14 protein-coding genes are annotated in these 17,920 nt (G+C 42.9%); 7 read left to right on the top strand and 7 right to left on the bottom strand.

Going from position 1 to position 17,920, the window contains the following annotated elements:
• Nucleotides 1-318 precede the first annotated feature (318 nt).
• The 3 genes from artJ to YWE_RS0109080 all read right to left on the bottom strand — a co-directional run bounded on the left by artJ (nucleotide 319) and on the right by YWE_RS0109080 (nucleotide 3,820).
• Nucleotides 319-1,050, bottom strand: coding sequence for an arginine ABC transporter substrate-binding protein (gene artJ / locus YWE_RS0109090; RefSeq protein WP_029094245.1), 732 nt, complete (start codon nucleotides 1,048-1,050; stop codon nucleotides 319-321).
• A gap of 199 nt (nucleotides 1,051-1,249) precedes the next feature.
• Entirely contained in the window at nucleotides 1,250-2,581 is a 1,332-nt protein-coding gene (rimO, locus tag YWE_RS0109085; protein ID WP_029094244.1) for a 30S ribosomal protein S12 methylthiotransferase RimO, read from the bottom strand.
• A gap of 348 nt (nucleotides 2,582-2,929) precedes the next feature.
• Nucleotides 2,930-3,820, bottom strand: a complete 891-nt coding sequence (locus YWE_RS0109080; RefSeq protein WP_029094243.1) for a LysR family transcriptional regulator — start codon at nucleotides 3,818-3,820, stop codon at nucleotides 2,930-2,932.
• A gap of 208 nt (nucleotides 3,821-4,028) precedes the next feature.
• Between YWE_RS0109080 and YWE_RS0109075 the strand changes: the two genes are divergently transcribed.
• Both YWE_RS0109075 and apgM read left to right on the top strand, forming a co-directional pair.
• The gene (locus YWE_RS0109075) at nucleotides 4,029-5,516 is read left to right on the top strand and encodes an SLC13 family permease (protein WP_071605851.1); all 1,488 of its coding nucleotides are present in this window, start codon (nucleotides 4,029-4,031) and stop codon (nucleotides 5,514-5,516) included.
• A gap of 11 nt (nucleotides 5,517-5,527) precedes the next feature.
• Nucleotides 5,528-6,769, top strand: coding sequence for a 2,3-bisphosphoglycerate-independent phosphoglycerate mutase (gene apgM / locus YWE_RS0109070; RefSeq protein WP_029094241.1), 1,242 nt, complete (start codon nucleotides 5,528-5,530; stop codon nucleotides 6,767-6,769).
• 97 nt (nucleotides 6,770-6,866) lie between these two features.
• Here apgM and YWE_RS0109065 read toward each other — a convergent pair whose 3' ends face one another.
• Both YWE_RS0109065 and YWE_RS0109060 read right to left on the bottom strand, forming a co-directional pair.
• Nucleotides 6,867-7,190, bottom strand: coding sequence for a cupin domain-containing protein (locus YWE_RS0109065; RefSeq protein ID WP_029094240.1), 324 nt, complete (start codon nucleotides 7,188-7,190; stop codon nucleotides 6,867-6,869).
• Nucleotides 7,191-7,216: 26 nt separating this feature from the next.
• Complete coding sequence (locus YWE_RS0109060) at nucleotides 7,217-8,386, bottom strand: oligogalacturonate lyase family protein (RefSeq protein WP_029094239.1); 1,170 nt, start codon at nucleotides 8,384-8,386, stop codon at nucleotides 7,217-7,219.
• 581 nt (nucleotides 8,387-8,967) lie between these two features.
• Here YWE_RS0109060 and YWE_RS0109055 point away from each other — a divergent pair.
• From YWE_RS0109055 to YWE_RS0109035, 5 genes are all read left to right on the top strand, one after another.
• Nucleotides 8,968-10,548: an MFS transporter gene (locus YWE_RS0109055; RefSeq protein ID WP_029094238.1), complete on the top strand. Its 1,581-nt coding sequence runs from the start codon at nucleotides 8,968-8,970 to the stop codon at nucleotides 10,546-10,548.
• Nucleotides 10,549-10,636: 88 nt separating this feature from the next.
• Nucleotides 10,637-12,700, top strand: coding sequence for a right-handed parallel beta-helix repeat-containing protein (locus YWE_RS26965; protein WP_227659951.1), 2,064 nt, complete (start codon nucleotides 10,637-10,639; stop codon nucleotides 12,698-12,700).
• A 58-nt stretch (nucleotides 12,701-12,758) separates the two neighbouring features.
• Nucleotides 12,759-13,439, top strand: coding sequence for an oligogalacturonate-specific porin KdgM family protein (locus YWE_RS0109045; RefSeq protein WP_029094237.1), 681 nt, complete (start codon nucleotides 12,759-12,761; stop codon nucleotides 13,437-13,439).
• Nucleotides 13,440-13,683: 244 nt separating this feature from the next.
• Nucleotides 13,684-14,445, top strand: a complete 762-nt coding sequence (kduD, locus tag YWE_RS0109040) for a 2-dehydro-3-deoxy-D-gluconate 5-dehydrogenase KduD (RefSeq protein WP_029094236.1) — start codon at nucleotides 13,684-13,686, stop codon at nucleotides 14,443-14,445.
• Between the two features lie 66 nt (nucleotides 14,446-14,511).
• Nucleotides 14,512-15,150 (top strand): RpiB/LacA/LacB family sugar-phosphate isomerase, encoded by a 639-nt coding sequence (locus YWE_RS0109035; RefSeq protein WP_029094235.1) that lies wholly within the window; start codon nucleotides 14,512-14,514, stop codon nucleotides 15,148-15,150.
• 127 nt (nucleotides 15,151-15,277) lie between these two features.
• Here the strand turns inward: YWE_RS0109035 and YWE_RS0109030 are convergent, their stop codons facing one another.
• Together YWE_RS0109030 and YWE_RS0109025 are read right to left on the bottom strand one after the other, a co-directional pair.
• The gene (locus YWE_RS0109030) at nucleotides 15,278-15,847 is read right to left on the bottom strand and encodes a DUF1523 family protein (RefSeq protein ID WP_029094234.1); all 570 of its coding nucleotides are present in this window, start codon (nucleotides 15,845-15,847) and stop codon (nucleotides 15,278-15,280) included.
• A 302-nt stretch (nucleotides 15,848-16,149) separates the two neighbouring features.
• Complete coding sequence (locus YWE_RS0109025; RefSeq protein ID WP_029094233.1) at nucleotides 16,150-17,835, bottom strand: aspartate:alanine antiporter; 1,686 nt, start codon at nucleotides 17,833-17,835, stop codon at nucleotides 16,150-16,152.
• Nucleotides 17,836-17,920 lie beyond the last annotated feature (85 nt).

Here is a 17,920-nt window from a genome sequence, read left to right as displayed (position 1 = left end):
AGAGGTAATGCCGATCAGTTAAGGGCAGTCAATAAACTTAAGCCAATGATTCGCCTAGTTATCACGGAACCATTACCCTCGTCACCCCGTTGAAAAACGGGGTCCAGCCCTTAGGCTAAATGCCAGCGGGTTAGCTAAAACCTGGATGATTCGCGGCGCTCACCCTTTGGGCCATTCGCTACGCGAATGTTTGCTTCACCTACGGCTCGCGTTCCGGCTTTCGCCGGGATGACGATTGAGTGGAGTCACATCATATAGAAATGCTTAACTGACAAGCATTACCCCATCAAGAGGCCGTTTAGTTTGCAGCAAATAGGCTTATTGCGGGAACCACTGGTCGCTGATTTTTTTATAGGTACCGTCTTTTTTCATTGCATCAAGCGCGGTGTTGATCTTAGCCATCAGCTCTGTGTTATCCGGGCGTACAGCAATGCCTAAGCCTGCGCCAAAGAAGGCCGGGTCAGCAATATGCTCACCGACAGTTGTCAGCTCAGGGCTGGTTTTCAGCCATTCATTGACCGCAGCAGTATCACCAAATACGGCATCTAACCGGCCATTTTTCAGGTCAATAACCGCCGTTTGATAGCTGTCATAGGCAACGGTTTTAATTTCAGGATGTTTTTCATTCAGGTATTTTTGGTGAGTTGAACCATTCTCCATACCGACTCTTTTTCCGGCCATTTGATCTGCCGAGGTGATGGTTCCTTTACGTACAATCAACACCGCAGAGTTTGCATAATATGGCTGGCTGAATAGCACCTGTTTGCTGCGCTCAGGGGTAATATCCATACCTGAGATAACGGCATCGTACCGACGGAATTTTAAAGAGGGAATTAAGCTATCAAAGGCGTGATTGGAAAAAGTACATTCGGCTTTCATTTCATGACATAAGGCTTTAGCCAGATCGATATCAAACCCGGCAATATTGTTATCCTTATCCATAAACTCAAACGGAGGGTAAGTTGCTGATGAGGCAAAACGAATCGGTTCTGCAGCCTGAGCAGATAAAACAGCACCGGCTAGTAATAATGAAGTAACAACTTTTTTCATAGCAACAACTCCGAAGATAATACAAATTAAATGACTAAAAAATCGAATAAAGTGAATATATAGTCATTACGTAATCGAAGGCAAGTGTTATTTCAAAAACGGTAACAAATAGTACCGAACAGAGTAAGCGGGGGATTTTTGTTAAAAAAGAAAGGCACTCCGAAGAGTGCCCTGATTCTATCTGACTAAGAGTAGAAACTTACCTGGCGACAGAGCCCCATAAGTCATATTCATCAGCGTTTTCAATCCTAACCTGAACAATATCGCCGGTCTTAAGGCTGGTTTCACCATTAAGATAAACCACACCGTCAATTTCCGGGGCATCGGCCATGCTGCGGCCAATTGCGCCTTCTTCATCAACCTCATCAATGATAACCGGATAGGTCAGACCAATTTTATCCTGTAACCGTTGAGCAGAGATTTGTTGCTGAAGTTGCATAAAGCGATGGAAGCGCTGTTCTTTAATATCTTCCGGCACTTGGTCATCCAGCTCATTGGCGGTTGCGCCTTCAACCGGACTGTATTTAAAGCAGCCAACACGATCCAGTTTTGCTTCACTCAGGAAGTCTAACAACATGGCGAAATCTTCTTCGGTTTCGCCGGGGAAACCAACGATAAAGGTTGAGCGTAACGTCAGCTCAGGGCAAATCTCTCTCCAGCGTTTGATGCGTTCTAAGGTACGCTCAACGGAACCCGGGCGTTTCATCGCCTTTAAAATTTTCGGGCTGGCGTGCTGAAGAGGAATGTCCAGATAAGGCAGAATTTTGCCTTCGGCCATCAATGGAATAACGTTATCAACGTGCGGGTAAGGATAAACGTAATGTAGACGTACCCAAACGCCGAGTGAAGACAGCTGTTCACACAGGCTGACCATATCCGTTTTTACCGGCTGACCATTCCAGAAGCCGGTACGGTGTTTGATATCAACGCCGTATGCTGAGGTATCCTGAGAGATTACCAGCAGCTCTTTAACGCCGGCTTCGGCTAAACGTTTAGCCTCATCTAAGACTGAACCGATAGGGCGGCTGTCGAGGTCGCCACGCATTGACGGAATGATGCAAAACGTACAGCGATGGTTACAGCCTTCCGAGATTTTCAAATAGGCATAGTGTTTCGGGGTGAGTTTAATCCCCTGAGCCGGAACCAGACTGGTGAATGGATTATATTCAGGCTTTGGTGCATAAGTATGGACATGTTTTAGAACCTGCTCATAGCTATGTGGCCCGGTAATTTCTAATACTTTCGGATGGACTTCACGAATCTGGTTTTCTTTAGCGCCCAGGCAGCCAGTAACAATGACTTTGCCATTTTCAGCTAAGGCTTCACCAATGGCCTCTAGTGATTCTTGTACCGCGCCTTCAATAAAGCCGCAGGTATTGACGATCACCAGATCGGCACCTTCATAGCTTGAAACCACCTGATAGCCATCGGTGCGTAATTCAGTCAGGATGCGCTCAGAATCGACTAAGTTTTTAGGGCAGCCGAGTGAAACAAAGCCGATAGTTGGGGCCGTGGATGTAGTATTAGACATTACTCAAAACTCATAGATATCGTGCCATACAGCGGAAGAGGGATTCTTCGGTGTTGATGACAGCTTGGAATTAGGGCGAATTCTACCGATCTTAGGGCGAAATTTATATAGCTATGTTGGGTGGTCTAAATAACCGTTGTTACTTAATAGTCGGTCACAGGCAGGGAGCTCCGTCCGATTTAAGCGATCTACTCCATCGTCAAATATCACAAATCACCAACCGGACAGCATCGTACCGACCGTTATACCAATACCCGATGTCGAAAAGCAGCTGATGTAAAACGTCTTTGGGTAAACCACGTTAAACCATTATGGCGGGCACAAAGTAAGGCTAACCTAATGTTAACCTTATTCTTTTATCATTTGTAATAGCGCTATAAATTGTTTTGCCGCCGGAGATAGAATTTTATCTTTGCGGGTAACGTACATAATTCCCCGTTTGATTTTTAGCTCGGGAATAGTGACATGTTTTAGGATCCCGCTTTTTAGTTCCTGGCTTACTGCAAATCGAGAAATAAAAGCAATGCCCAGCGAATGAATAACCCCTTGTTTTATTGCTTCAAGACTGCTTATTTCCATATAGTTTGAAATGGATATTAATTGGCCTTTCAACGTTTGTTCTAAAAATTCACGGGTAGCCGAGTGTTCCGGTTTCCAAAGTAGGGTGTAATTCTCTAGCATGTGTGGCTGAATATTCTGTTTTTCAGCTAACGGGTGGCCAGCAGGAACAACTAAAATTAACTCATCTTGATAGAACAGGTTTGTTTGATAAAGATTATCATTTATCTTTATCTTGTCCGACAGTATTAAAAATTCGACATCATTATTTTCAAGTTGCTTAAGTAATGTTGGCGAAGAACGAATTTGAATATTGATTTTTACCTTAGGGAAACGAGTTTTAAAGTTATTTAATAATGAAGGGATTAAATAAACACCAACAAAGTTGCTAGAGCCAAAAGATAGCGTTCCTTGTTCTCCAGAGCCTATTTGTTGAGCGTTGTCCTTAGATTCTTGCCACAGGTTTATTATTTGTTTAGCATAAGGCTTAAATGCCTCACCTTGTTGATTTAAATGTATTTTCTTTCCTATTCTGTCAAATAAAACACAGCCTAACTCTTCTTCTAAGGTACGAATTTGCATGCTAACACTAGGCTGTGAACAAAATAAATGCTCGGCTGCTTCTGAAAAATTCAAATGCTCGGTTAAAACGATAAATGTTTTAAGTCGCCCAATATTCATTATTATTCTCCGTTCAAATTTCTACTATAGGTTTTTCTTATAGTTATTAAAAATAAATCGAATTGTTTTAGCTTTAACAACGGAACTATGATGACTAAAACACATTAGCGATAATAAAAAAAGTACTAAAGTATTTTATTTATAAGTAAGTAATAAGTTATTTGAAAATAAATAATTAAAAAATCAACAACTCAGGCGGCAAATAACAATGGAAAATAAACACATGCAAAATCCCAGTACCAGTCCGGATAAGGCAGGAAAAGGCAGCGGCGAATCTTTGATGAAAAAGTATGGCTTTTTTGTCGCGGCTATTCTGTTCCTTATTTTATTTTTTATGCCTACGCCAGAAGGCCTGCCCAAAGAAGGCCAGCAGGCAATTGCTATTTTTGTATTTGCTTTAGTTATGTGGGTTAGCTGTCCGATCCCGATTTATTTAACCTCTCTGATTACGATTATTTTACTCAGCCTGACCAATACGTGGGCAGAGAAAAAAGTGTTAGGGACTCTAGGGTATGAAGTTATCTGGCTAATGGTATCGGCTTTTGTGCTTACTTCAGCCATGATTAAATCGAATCTGGCGCGTCGCTTCGCGCTGTATATGGTTACTCATTTCGGTAAAACCCCCAAGAAGACCCTGTTCATTCTGGTATTTATCAACTTCGCGCTGGCTTTTTTTGTTCCTTCGACAACGGCACGCGCCACGCTGATGGTTCCAATCTGTATTATTTTGTTGGAAGTGTATAAGGCTTTGCCGGGCGAGAGTAATCTTGGCCGCGTTATGATGCTACAAGGCGTTCAGGCAGATGCTCTGGCCACCTCCGGCGTATTGACCGCCACCGCCGGTAATATTATTGCCGTAGGTTTTATTAATGACCTGACTGGTTCAACTATTGGCTATATGGACTGGTTGCTGGCAGCGATGCCCACCGCGATTATCACGATGGGAATAACCTTTTTTATCGGATTACGGGTATTTTCATTCAAGGGTGAGTCTACCTTTGGCGAAGGTATGACGCGCCTACGTACAGAACTCTCGAATATGGGAGGTCTATCAACGATAGAACTGAGAACGCTATTTATTTTTCTTGGTACGGTAATGTTGTGGGCAACCTCTGACTACCACAAAGCATGGTTTGGCTTCAGCATCAGCGTTTATATGACGGCGATTATCGCGGCTACTTTTTGTCTGCTACCTCGGATAGGGATATTGAGCTGGGCCGAAGCTAAAATAAAATGGGATCTGATGCTATTTGCTGCCGGAGCCTACGCTGCGGGTAATGCGCTTGAAAAATCAAAAGGGGCAGAGTGGCTGATTGGTAAAGTCGTCAATACCTTAGGTATGGAAAATATGAGTCATACGGCGGTATATGTGCTGGTTGTGTTTATCAGTATGTATAGCCACCTGATTTTTACCAGTAAAACAGTGCGAGTCACCATTTTAATTCCTTCGTTTATCGCTTTGGCAAAAACCTTAGATATGGACCCTGTGGGTTTAGCATTGGCAGCGGCAATTACTACCAGCTACACCATTACGCTGCCACCGCATTCTAAAGTTAACGCCATATATTTCTCTACGGGTTACTTCAGCATACTCGACCAAATTAAGTACGCTATGATTACGTGTTTCATCGGTGCGTCTGTTATCAGTATCGCCTTATTCACGTGGTTTAAAGTTATCGGATTATTCACAGGTTAGGGGTGGTATCTATGTATTATAAGAAAGCGATTGTCGCGATAGCTGACGGATTAGGCGACAGGCCGAATCCACTGCTTAACGGTTTAACACCATTACAAAAAGCATCCACGCCTAACTTAGACAAATTGGCAGCGCAGGGTATTTGTGGAATGGTCGATCTTCTTGCCCCCGGAATTCCTGTTGGTACCGATATGGGCCATCTGATTTTGTTTGGCGGAGATCCGGCAGATTACCCTGGAAGAGGTCCAATTGAAGCCTGCGGTATCGATATGGACGTACAAGAAGGTGATGTGATCTTACGTTGTAATCTGGCGACCATCGATCAACAGGGGGTAGTAATCGATCGTCGAGCGGGAAGGATCAGTGAAAGTGCCGAAGAGCTGGCTAAGGCTATCACCGGTATGAAGCTGAGCGATGACGTTACCGCTTACTTCAGGCCGGCAACAGAGCATCGTGCCGTATTAATTTTAAGGGGCCCTGACTTAAGCGATAAAATTACCGACTCAGACCCGAAAGAGCCACATCAGGGGAAACGCTATCTGCAAGTGACCGCTACGGATAACTCATCTTCAGCGCAAAAAACCGCCAGATTACTGAATGAGTTTTTGGCAAAAAGCCATGTAATTTTAGATGCCCACCCAATGAATTTACGCCGTAAAGCTCAAGGGAAACTGGCGGCAAACTTTATTCTGACCAGGGGGGCCGGTAACTTTAAGAAACTTGAATCTACCCCGCAGCGCCAAGGGTTCAGAGGGTGCTGTATTGCCGGTGAGACCACGGTGCTTGGCGTCGCTAAATTGACTGGATTCGACATTCAGACGGACGCTCGCTTTACCGCTAATCTGGAGACTGACTTTGCGCTGAAAGCAGAAATGACGTTGAAGGCAATAGAACAAAACGATCTGGTATTTGTGCATATTAAGGCCACCGACCTTGCCGGGCATGACAATCTCCCTTTTGAGAAAGTTGAAGCGATAGAGTGTTACGATCGTATGGTTGGAGCGATACTTGAGCGGCTACCGGAACATACCTACTTTGCTCTTGCTGCGGACCATTCAACACCTTGTGAAGTTCGGGAACATACCGGCGAACCCGTGCCGGTTGTTATTTATGGCCAAGATATTCGCCGAGACCACGTCCTCACCTATGATGAAATTGCCTGTGCAGAAGGGAGCTTAAAAAGGCTAACCGGAACCAGTTTTATCAACACTATTTTTGACTATATGGGATATAGCCATAAACAAGGGAGTTGATGTAGGTTAGGCAGAAGCCCTAATAGTAAGATAAGGGCTTCTGCCTAGGAAGTAAGCATCCCGCTACCAATAATCCAAAATGCTTAGTTAACCTAGCTCAGCTAAGAAAATCTTCACGCTGTGGTGTAAAGGTATCGAGTAACGTTCCCGCCTCTAAGCAGATACAACCATGCACAACGTTAGGTTTCTTATATAGCGTGTCACCGCCTGCGACATTGTGCGTTTCCCCATCAATGGTAAAGCTGAATCGACCGGATAATACATAGGTTAGTTGCTCATGCGGATGGCTGTGCAGCGGGCCAATAGCATTTTTTTCAAAGTTGACTTCAACGGCCATCATTCCACCGCCGTGAGCGAGAATACGTCTGGTTATGCCGTTACCTAAGTCTTGTAAAATGGTGTTTTGTTTAAATGTAAACATAGTAATACCTTAAGAGTATCGAACGATTACCGATCGAATAGATTTGGTGGCAGGGTTGCCAGATAAAGTGCCGGCGTACCTTCATAGTCAGTGGTGAAAAGAACCTGACGATTGTCGGGTGTAAAAGAAGGGTGGGGATGGGTTACCTGTCGGTCACCATTCAATACTAGCCATGAACTATTATGAGCAGCCAGGCGAGCTTGACGCTGTTGTTTTGCATCGAATACGTATAACCAGGGATCGTTTTGAATCGCGTATCCTTGGGCATCCTGTACATCAACCGGCGTTCCTGAACCATCGCCAACCAGCATGCTGCCATCATGATTACTCATCAAATGTGAACATGATGGCATCGTCATAACCACTTCATTGATGCCAGTATCGGGATTAAAGCGGCAAATATGACGTTCCTGTTGATCTTTCATATAGGAAACATACATCAGTGCAGAACCATCAGGTACCCAAAATTCATGAGTACAGCTTTCTCCCGGAGCATGTGCTTTTACTTTTCGAATTTGGCTACCGTCTTCATTAATTAGCCACATACGAGCATCAACTAAATCATGCGGGCCTTCATGGCAGAAGGCAACACAGCTATCCTGATTGGGGCGATAGATGGGGTGTCCAAGCCATGTAGTATCTTGATGTATCGTTCGGGATTCACCGCTGCTAAGATCAACACGTAATAAACGGCAGCGCGGCTTTTTGGTAAAGAAAGTATGAAAAACTTGCCAGTCGGTAAGTGGAACCCAATCTTCGCGGGCAATTTCTATTCCAACTAAACTTGTACATTCACTGTTAGCAACCCAAGTTCCATATCCAACCCATTCTTCAGGAACCCGATAAACGGTTTCTTCATTTAAATTTTCGATATTGACCCGGCGAAGTTCACGTTCATTTTTTACGTAATAGAGAAAGCGATCGTCGGGAGATAAAAAACCGCCGAAAGTATTGTCTCCTGCACCTTCTGTAAGCTGTACCGCCTGCTGGCTTTGCAAATCAAGCAGGTAATAGTTTCGATAATTATCAAATTCAGCGGAAAATAATAGGTTATTGCCGTCGTTGGTAAAGCATTTTTGATAAAAATAATTGCGGTGGCACAGGACATCCGTCGGAGTCAGGCGCACAACCTCGGCACCGGTCTCGGCATCTTTAAAATGGTGATAATCAAGTTTAATCGTTGAACCTTTAGCCACAATGTTCTCCATAATTTTATTCAATAGCTATTGCAATTATTAGCCAATATAAAATGAAACGATATTTCAATAATTAGAAAATAATACCGACATTATCAATTAGACCAATGGGGGGGCATGGTTTATGTGATGGTTATCACAGAAAATATGATATTTAGCCGATGGGTATTAGTTTATAGATATCCTGAAATCTATTTGGAGATATAGGTCTCTTTTATTAGATGTTATTCTAAGTATTGTTTGCATGATATGGGTTGTGAATATAAGCATGCTAAGTAATAACATCAATGTTGTTATGTTAATTGAATATAAATTTGTTTATTTAATTTAAGTTACATACTTAACCTCATGATGTGGTTGATTAACTTATATAATCATAAATTTAATTTTATTTATTAATTGTTTTTAATTTTAAATATTTAATTTTTAATGCGTGTTACCTATCTCCCAAAAATATAATAAATATAATTCATTTATATTTTAGTGTGATGGTTATCACATTAATCGTTTCCGCTAAAAAGTATAAAATGTCGGTCCTATAAAAATGAAATAATGTTTCAATTAAATGAGGCTTAAATGTTATGGCAAGTAACACGGTACCTTTGGGAAATGGAAAAAGAGTTACACTGGGGCATCAATTAGCTTATGGCGGGGGTAATTTACTTGGTAGTGGTGCGCTCGCGATAGCCGGAGCATGGTTGTTATATTTTTATACTACGTTTTGTGGACTGACATTACTGGAAGCATCATTTATCTTTTCTGTCGCGAGTGTCATAGATGCGATCAGTAATCCAGTTATGGGGTATTTAACGGATAACTTTGGTAATACTTGGCTAGGAAAACGCTTTGGTCGCCGGCGTTTCTTCTTGTTAATCGGTGCACCATTAATGATGTTTTATCCTTTACTTTGGGTTGAAGGATTTGGTTTTTGGTATTATCTGAGCACCTATGTTATTTTTGAATTGATTTATACTTCAGTGATGGTGCCATATGAAACATTAGCCACTGAGATGACAGAGGATTTTGCCGTACGCTCCAAGCTGACTGGATATAAAGCGATATTTGGTAAAATGGCAAATTTTCTAGCCGCATTTATTCCCGGTCAGTTTATCCTTATTTATGGTAAAGAATCTGCACAGCCTTTCTTTTACACCGGTATCACTTATGGTTTGATTTTATTCTTTGCTATTGCCATGTTACATCGATTTTCGTGGGAAAGAATAGATGAAGGTGTTGCTGTTATTAAGAAAAAAATGTCGCTATGGGAGACGTTAGTCTCTTTATTCAGAGATATGCAGTCAACGTTTTATTTGCGTGTTTTTCGTAAACATTTAGGAATGTATCTATTTGGCTTTGGTGCCGAATGGTTATTTGCCTCGGTATTTACTTACTATGTTATTTTTGTTTTGCAATACGATCCGGCTATTCTCGCCGGACTGAATAGTCTTAATGCCATATTACAGCTATTCTCTACCGCAGTATTTATCGGTATTTGTGTCAAAAGAGGTTTCAGTAAGCCCTATATATGGGCGTTAAGCATTGTTATTTTCGCCGTATGTTGTTATTCCTTGCTGCACTTTTTTAGCCTGCCACCACACATTGCGACTATTGCTATTATCGGTATTACGGTGATTTTTGGTTTGGGTACCGGGGGCGTTTACTATATCCCATGGACTGTTTATACCTTCTTAGCTGATGTTGATGAAGTGTTTACCGGTCGTCGTCGTGAAGGTATTTTTGCCGGGGCAATGACATTCTCAGGAAAAATTGTTCGGTCAATCATTGTCTTTATTATGGGAGCTATCCTTAGTTACTACGGTTTCCAGTCTAAATCACACGTTCAGCCTGAAAGTGCAATGAATGCTATCTCCTGGGTTTTCTTTGGCGGCGTGATTGTCTTAGCCCTGGTGGCGATTGTGTTTAGTCGTCAAATGACGCTTAACCGTAAAACCCACCTGATTATATTAGGCGAAGTGGCTCGTATTAAAGCCGGTGGTAGACAAGGGGATATTGCACCCGATGTTCGCGAAGTGATTGAAACCTTGGTTGGCTACCCCTATGAGCAGTGCTGGGGAAAGAGTGATATTTGCCAGAAGATGAAACTTGCGCCTGAGGTCATCATTGCTGAAAACGATGATACCGTAGAGCAAGAACCCGCATAACCAATCAGACGAATTTATAGAACTTACATTATAAAGAGCATTCCCGACATCGGGCGGGAATGATGTCTTACGCATGAAGGAAATGGAAATGAAGAGCATTCTTCTATTGCTATTGGCCGCGGTGAGTTTTAGCGGCGCGAGTGTACAAACGTTACCGGACGTAAATGACTTGGTATGGAAGACAGTGACTTTTGGTCAGTCTACCGATGTCAATTTTGCTACCAATGTTTTACCGGACAAAATAGGAATAAATCAGGTCACACTAGCTAATGGACAACCGGTGCCATCTGAAGGCGGTAAGTTAATAACGCCCGTTGATATTGAAAGCCGGGGGGGAAAGATAGGTAACAGTCATGATGGATTAACCTTCTATTACACGCGCCTGCCGGCCAATGCAAATATGCAATTAGACGCCGAAATTTATGTTGAACAGTTTGGGCCGGAAAATGGCGCTTTACCTGCCGGGCAAGAAGGCGCGGGATTATTGGTGCGAGACATTCTAGGTCAGCCTCGGCTAGAGAAAGTTCAGCCCGGGTATGAAGAGTTTCCGGCCGCATCGAATATGGTGATGAACGCGATAATGACGCAGGATAAAACGTCGCATCATAAAGTTCAGATCTCTATGATTTCACGCAATGGTGTAGTTAACTCATGGGGAAATGCAGGAGTAGAGATTAAGCGTCAGCCCTATAAACATGATTTAGATATCAATAAAACGCCGAGCTTTAAGCTACGGTTGGTACGTAGTGATGATGGATTTGAATCATCTTGGGCCCCGATAGGCACTGATGATTGGGTGATTCAAAAAACAGGCGGAACCGAACGCATCACTAAACTGGACAAAGAGGGTTACTATGTCGGTTTTTTTGCTTCACGCAATGTCAGAATTACCGTAAAGCAAGCCAATCTTACGATGAGTGAACACCAAGCATCCAAAGATGAGACCTTTGTGGCACAACCACTGCCAGCAAAAATTGAAATTGCCTCGGCGGGAATTTCTGCAACACCTGAGTATAACTTCCAACTGCGTAGTAATCAGAGTGGGAAACTTACCGTTGCTGGCAACGGAACCAACTTAGTGACGCAACAACCTGTGGCTGCCGGAGAAATGCAATCTATTGCTGTTTTGTTGGGGCCGAAACAAACCTTGCTAAGTTATCAATTCGTCACTGAAGATGGGCAAAATTTAAGTGATGTTATCAAGGTAGAGCCAATTAAATTGGCCGACCCGGCAAATATCTTCGTATCACCAAATGGAACCTTAGGGAATGACGGCAGTAATGAACTTCCTCTGGATATCGAGACTGCGCTTGCCGCGGTGGTTCCCGGAGGGACCGTTTGGTTGATTAATGGCGATTATCCTTTAACTACCTTGCCCGCCACCGTAAGTAGTACGCCGCAAAAGCTTAAGAAGCTTCGCCCTTTGGGTAAAAATGTAGAATTTCATGGGCTAAATCTTGAGGCCAGCTATTGGGATATTCAAGGTATTAGCGTTACCACCAAGAGTTTTAATATTTCAGGGAGCCACAATCTGATCGATCGCGTGGTTGCTCATCATGCTGATGACACTGGAATTTGGGTCGCATCTCCGGCAGGAATTGGTCGTCCGCTATGGGCTAGCCATAATGTCATTTCTAATTCAGAGTCCTATGGAAATAGAGATCCGGGCAGGATTAATGCGGATGGTTTTGCAGTGAAAATGCGAGTAGGTGAGGGCAATAAGCTGATTTCGTGTTTTTCACACGACAATATTGACGACGGCTATGACTTATTTAACAAGATTGAAGATGGTCCTAATGGCCAAGTGACTATTGAAAATAGTATCGCGCTACGCAATGTGAATAATGGTTTTAAACTTGGCGGTGAAGGCTTGCCGGTGGCCCATCAGGTATCTAACAGTTTAGCGATAGAAAATGGCATGGACGGGTTTACTGATAATTTTAATCCCGGGGCGCTGGTGGTTCGTAATAACACAGCAATAGACAATAAACGCTTTAATTTTATATTCAGACCAGGCCCTTATACTCAGAGTGAAAAGCAAGGAATATTCGAGAAAAATATTTCACTTCGCAGCCGACCTGCGGAATATGCCGATGCTGTCGTTGGTCAGATTAACGATAATAATATATTTATCCAGTCTGACGTTAAATAATATGTTTTATATAAACATTTTTAGAAATTTATTTATTAAATACTGATGGGATATTTTCATGACTAAACAGACTTTAATGTTCTGGGGGCTACTATTAACCTCAGTTCAAGTTTCAGCGGTAACTATTGATATGCGACATGAGTGGTTAGATGTCAGTAAAGTTAATAAAGATCGCGTTGCTATCTCACATCGTTTTGACAATGGTTTTGGCTTTTCATTGGAAACAAAATGGAAATCTGGCGGTGATGACCAGAACAAGGCCTTTAATGATATTGTCAGTAACGGTACAGAAAGCAGCGTAAGCTATCAATATAAATTCACCCCCCAATGGTTTATCCAGCCTGGATTTACGCTTGAATCCTCTGAAAGCAATAGTACCTATAAGCCTTATCTCACCGTAGGACATACTTTTGATAACGATATTTATTTAAATGGGCGTTATCGCTATGAATACACGCGTGAAACTAAAAAAGGAAAGGATGATGTAAAAACTAACCGCGGAGAATTCTGGTTAGGCTACCGCTATCAAGATTGGCGATTAGAATATAACTATATTTATAAGCACAGCGATCAGGTTCGCTTTAATAATAACAAGTGGGATTACGAGCATAACCTAAAGGTATTATGGAACTATGATGCCAGTTGGGCACCATATACCGAGGTAGGTAACGTAAGTGCAAGTAAAACGACCGATCAGCGTCAAACGCGTTTACGCATTGGGTTGCAGTATAAATTTTAATTAAATTAGCGAGCTATTAATCTTGGTTATTTATTTCATAAAAAATAAAACGATGTTTTATTTTGTTGAGTGGAACTTAAATTAGCGGTAAACTTAACGCCACTAAGATAGCCAAAACTAGATCTACATCCACACTCATCCATTACGCAATATCAATGTGGGTGTATTAAGTCACTTTGAATGGCGGGGAAACCTCGTAGTCCCCATTTTTGGGCCACTAACGCCCGGGTATTAAGGAAACACTATGATTCTCGATAACTTTTCATTACAAGGTAAAGTCGCAATTGTGACTGGTTGCGATACAGGTTTGGGGCAGGGTATGGCCATTGGTTTAGCCCAGGCTGGCTGCGATATCGTTGGTATTAACGTTGTAGAACCGGCAGATACCATCGTAAAAGTGACCGCGTTAGGACGCCGTTTTTTGAGCCTGAAGGCTGACTTAAGCAAATTAGACGTACTCCCATCGTTGCTGGAGCAGGCGATAAACCAATTTGGTCACGTGGATATTCTGGTGAATAACGCGGGTATTATTCGCCGTCAGGATGCGTTGGAATTCAGTGAAAAAGACTGGGATGACGTAATGAACCTGAATATCAAAACCGTATTCTTTATGTCACAGGCCGTTGCACGCCAGTTTATTAAACAAGGCACCGGTGGCAAGATCATTAATATTGCTTCTATGCTTTCCTATCAGGGCGGAATTCGGGTTCCTTCTTATACGGCATCAAAAAGCGCCGTTATGGGCGTCACCCGTTTATTAGCTAACGAATGGGCCAAGCATGGCATAAACGTTAACGCGCTGGCTCCGGGTTATATGGCGACAAACAATACTCAACAGCTGCGCGCCGACCAGGCCCGTAATGATGAAATTTTAGAGCGCATTCCTGCCGGTCGTTGGGGATTACCTGAAGATCTAATGGGACCGGCCGTATTTCTTGCCTCTTCGGCATCTGATTATATTAATGGCTACACCATCGCTGTTGATGGCGGATGGCTGGCTCGCTAACGCTGAGTTGATGTAAATATATTTTATTTATCAATATCTGTTTAATGGTTATTTTGGGGAGAAAAAATGAATATTGCACTGATGATGGAAAATAGCCAGGCGGCTAAAAATGCTTTAGTTCTTGAGCAACTTCAGGCTGTGGCTGCTGGTAATAATGACGCCGTTTTTAACGTTGGTATGAGCGATGAACAAGATCATCACCTGACCTATATTCACTTGGGTATTATGGCCAGCATCTTGTTGAATGCTAAAGCGGTTGATTTTGTTGTCACCGGATGTGGTACCGGGCAAGGTGCGTTAATGTCTTTAAATATCCACCCGGGCGTAGTTTGTGGTTATTGTATTGACCCGGCTGATGCATTTCTATTTGCTCAAATTAATAATGGTAATGCTTTATCTTTGCCTTTCGCCAAAGGCTTTGGCTGGGGAGCGGAACTGAACGTCCGTTATATCTTTGAAAAAGCCTTTACGGGTCGTAAAGGGGAAGGATATCCGGTTGAGCGTAAAGAACCACAGGTGCGCAATGCCGGCATTTTAAACCAAGTGAAAAGTGCCGTTATTAAAGACAACTATCTGGATACCTTGAAGGCAATAGATCCTGAGCTGGTTAAAACAGCCGTTGGCGGTCAACGTTTCCAGCAGTGTCTATTTGAGCAGGGCAAGAATCAGGAAATTATTGCTTTTGTTAAGAGTATCTTAAACTAAGCGTTACTCAGTCAGAGTGAGCTCTGCTCTGCTGTCCGTCATTAGTTTTTTTTGATTGATGGCAGAATAGATGGGCGGGTAATAAATAACGGCGGCTGAGTTTATTTCAGTCGCCGTTATGCTTTATTTATTCGACGATAGAACCATCAGGGCGGGCCAGCTCTTTGCGTTCCCTTCTGCGACGAATCATGACGGGTATCGCCAACTGAACCAAAATTAACGCCAGCCAGATAAACCAGCCTGCAAATTTCAATATGGTATAGAAAGAGAAGGTTGATGCCTCAAAACTATCGACAGGCTTAATGGAGACGATATTTTTAAACATATTCATCATATTAAAGCGCCATCCGTAATGAACGATACGGGATATTTGGTTAGCATCGTTAGCTGATTGAGCCTGAGCCTGAATATCTGCACTATTGAATTTGAAGTAGAACGGGAAGCTCCATCCGGTATCTTCATTGCGATACACCATGATCTTCTTATTTTCATTAATGGTATAAATATAGTAAACGTCACGGGTCGGGCCATCTGCCGGATTATCTGCAGAGATAGGACCGTCATTATCGACGCGTTTTACTTCTGAGCCAGTGATTTTAACGATATCTGTAGAGGGTAAATAATAGCTAAACAGAATCGCTGTACCGATAGCAAAACAGACGATGTAGGCTATAAAAATTTTTTTCATTAATGACATAGGGATTCACTTTTACCGACGAATTAGGATGGCTTATGCCGAATAATGCACAGGAACATTGTATGTCATTGTTGCATTACATGCATGAGGAAAAATGAAAGAGCTGGAATTTCAGGCAATAAAAAGCCCGATAAGCATGAAACGTAAATAAGGGCTTATCGGGCCAACCTCAATGAGGGAGTTCAAAAGTAAAGCAGTGGCACTAAGTAAGACGTTAACCACATCAAATAGTTCATCTGAAATACAATTAATTTATTAAAAAATTCAAAAAAATTTTTAACCAATTAATTATAAAGATAATTTTATAGGATCCCCGGCCAAATGATTATGATCAAAGAGCCGGCAAGCGTGAGTAATACGTTGGCGATGGCATAAGTTCCTGCATAGCCAAGGGCCGGAATGTTACTTCTGGATGTATCACTAATGATTTCCATGGCCGGTGCACAGGTTCTTGCCCCCATGATGGCACCAAATAATAACGCGCGGTTCATCTTTAATATATAGGCTCCGAACAGATAACAAATGACCACCGGAACTAAGCTGACAATCAGGCCGGCTACCAGTATCTGGCCGCCAACCAAGCCTAGATTATTACCTATACTGCTACCGGCACTGAGCCCGACTCCGGCCATAAAGACCATCAATCCAAACTCTTTGACCATATTCAGCGCACCCTGAGGGATATAACCGAAGGTGGGGTGGTTAGCCCGCATAAAGCCCAGCATGATACCTGCGAACAGTAAGCCCGCGGCATTGCCAATACCGAATGAAAAGTTACTAAACTGAATAGTGATTTGACCAATCATCAGGCCAAGAATAAAGAAGGCACAGAAGGCCAGCAGGTCAGTGACCTGACTGTGAATGGAGATAAATCCAATCCGGTCCGCGACGCCTTTTACCCGATGGGCATCACCACTGATCTGTAATACATCGCCTTTATTGAGCACGATATTGTCATCGATCGGCATTTCAATCTGGCTGCGAATAACTCGGTTAAGAAAACAGCCGTGGTCGGTTAAATTAATCTGGCTAAGGCGTTTTCCAACTGCGCTATTATTTTTTACTACGATCTCTTCAGTCACGATGCGGGTGTCCAACAGGTCACGCTCAAACACTTCTTTACCGTTTCTAAAGCTTGGGTCTAAACGGGCATGCGCATCCGGATAGCCAACCAGTGAGATTTCATCATTGATCTGTAATACCGCATCGCCATCGGGAGACGCAATAATGCCATTACGACGAATACGTTCTATATAGCAGCCGGTTTGGCGATAGATGCCTAATTCACGCAGATTTTTTCCACCAGCCCATTCAACCAGTTCCGGTCCAACACGATAGGCTCTAATAACGGGAAGATAGACTTTACGCTGGCTGTCATGGTCTAAACCACGCTCTCTGGCAATCTGCTGTGCACAGGTGGGAAGATCCTGACGCTGTAATTTAGGTAGATATCGTGCGGCAAAAATCAAACTAACTAGCCCGACCAGATAGGTTAGGGCATAGCCGAGGCTCAGGTGGTCTTGAGCAATGGCAAGCTGTTGGGCATCGACTGAAGTATGGCGTAGGGTATCGCCGGCACCAACCAATACTGGCGTTGAGGTCATCGAACCGGCCAGCATACCGGCGGTTAAGCCGATATCCCAATTGAGCAGTTTTCCGATACCAAGGGCAATACACATTGCGCTGCCAACTAACACTAAAGCCAGCATAAAATAGTTTTTACCGTCTCGGAAGAAAATGGCAAAGAAGTTAGGCCCGGCTTCTACGCCGACGCAGAAAATAAACAGCATGAAGCCTAGACTCAGCGCTTCGGTATTCATCTCGAAATGTTGTTGTCCAAGCAGCAGAGATACCACTAAAACGCCAATCGAACCACCTAGCTGAATACTACCTAAACGTATCTTTCCTAAACATAAACCCAGGGCCAATACCACGAATAATAGAAGAATATAGTTGCTATTCAGTAGGGCGATAATATCAATATTCACAATGTTAACTTTAAGGTTATCTGCTGTTGATGAAGAGAGAATGCGGTGTCATAGACCCATATATAAAAAGAGTCTTGCTCTATCG

Origin of the sequence: Budvicia aquatica DSM 5075 = ATCC 35567 (assembly GCF_000427805.1) — a bacterium.
GTDB lineage: Bacteria > Pseudomonadota > Gammaproteobacteria > Enterobacterales > Enterobacteriaceae > Budvicia > Budvicia aquatica.
Note: the sequence above shows the minus strand (reverse complement) of the source record. Positions and strands in the feature narration are given on the sequence as shown.

Excerpts from the sequence above, each read along its gene's own strand:
- YWE_RS0109075 (WP_071605851.1), top strand. The coding sequence starts at position 4,029 with ATGGAAAATAAACACATGCAAAATCCCAGTACCAGTCCGGATAAGGCA.
- YWE_RS0109030 (WP_029094234.1), bottom strand. The coding sequence starts at position 15,847 with ATGTCATTAATGAAAAAAATTTTTATAGCCTACATCGTCTGTTTTGCT.
- apgM (WP_029094241.1), top strand. The coding sequence starts at position 5,528 with ATGTATTATAAGAAAGCGATTGTCGCGATAGCTGACGGATTAGGCGAC.
- YWE_RS0109055 (WP_029094238.1), top strand. The coding sequence starts at position 8,968 with ATGGCAAGTAACACGGTACCTTTGGGAAATGGAAAAAGAGTTACACTG.
- YWE_RS0109045 (WP_029094237.1), top strand. The coding sequence starts at position 12,759 with ATGACTAAACAGACTTTAATGTTCTGGGGGCTACTATTAACCTCAGTT.
- rimO (WP_029094244.1), bottom strand. The coding sequence starts at position 2,581 with ATGTCTAATACTACATCCACGGCCCCAACTATCGGCTTTGTTTCACTC.
- YWE_RS0109035 (WP_029094235.1), top strand. The coding sequence starts at position 14,512 with ATGAATATTGCACTGATGATGGAAAATAGCCAGGCGGCTAAAAATGCT.
- artJ (WP_029094245.1), bottom strand. The coding sequence starts at position 1,050 with ATGAAAAAAGTTGTTACTTCATTATTACTAGCCGGTGCTGTTTTATCT.
- YWE_RS26965 (WP_227659951.1), top strand. The coding sequence starts at position 10,637 with ATGAAGAGCATTCTTCTATTGCTATTGGCCGCGGTGAGTTTTAGCGGC.
- kduD (WP_029094236.1), top strand. The coding sequence starts at position 13,684 with ATGATTCTCGATAACTTTTCATTACAAGGTAAAGTCGCAATTGTGACT.
- YWE_RS0109065 (WP_029094240.1), bottom strand. The coding sequence starts at position 7,190 with ATGTTTACATTTAAACAAAACACCATTTTACAAGACTTAGGTAACGGC.
- YWE_RS0109080 (WP_029094243.1), bottom strand. The coding sequence starts at position 3,820 with ATGAATATTGGGCGACTTAAAACATTTATCGTTTTAACCGAGCATTTG.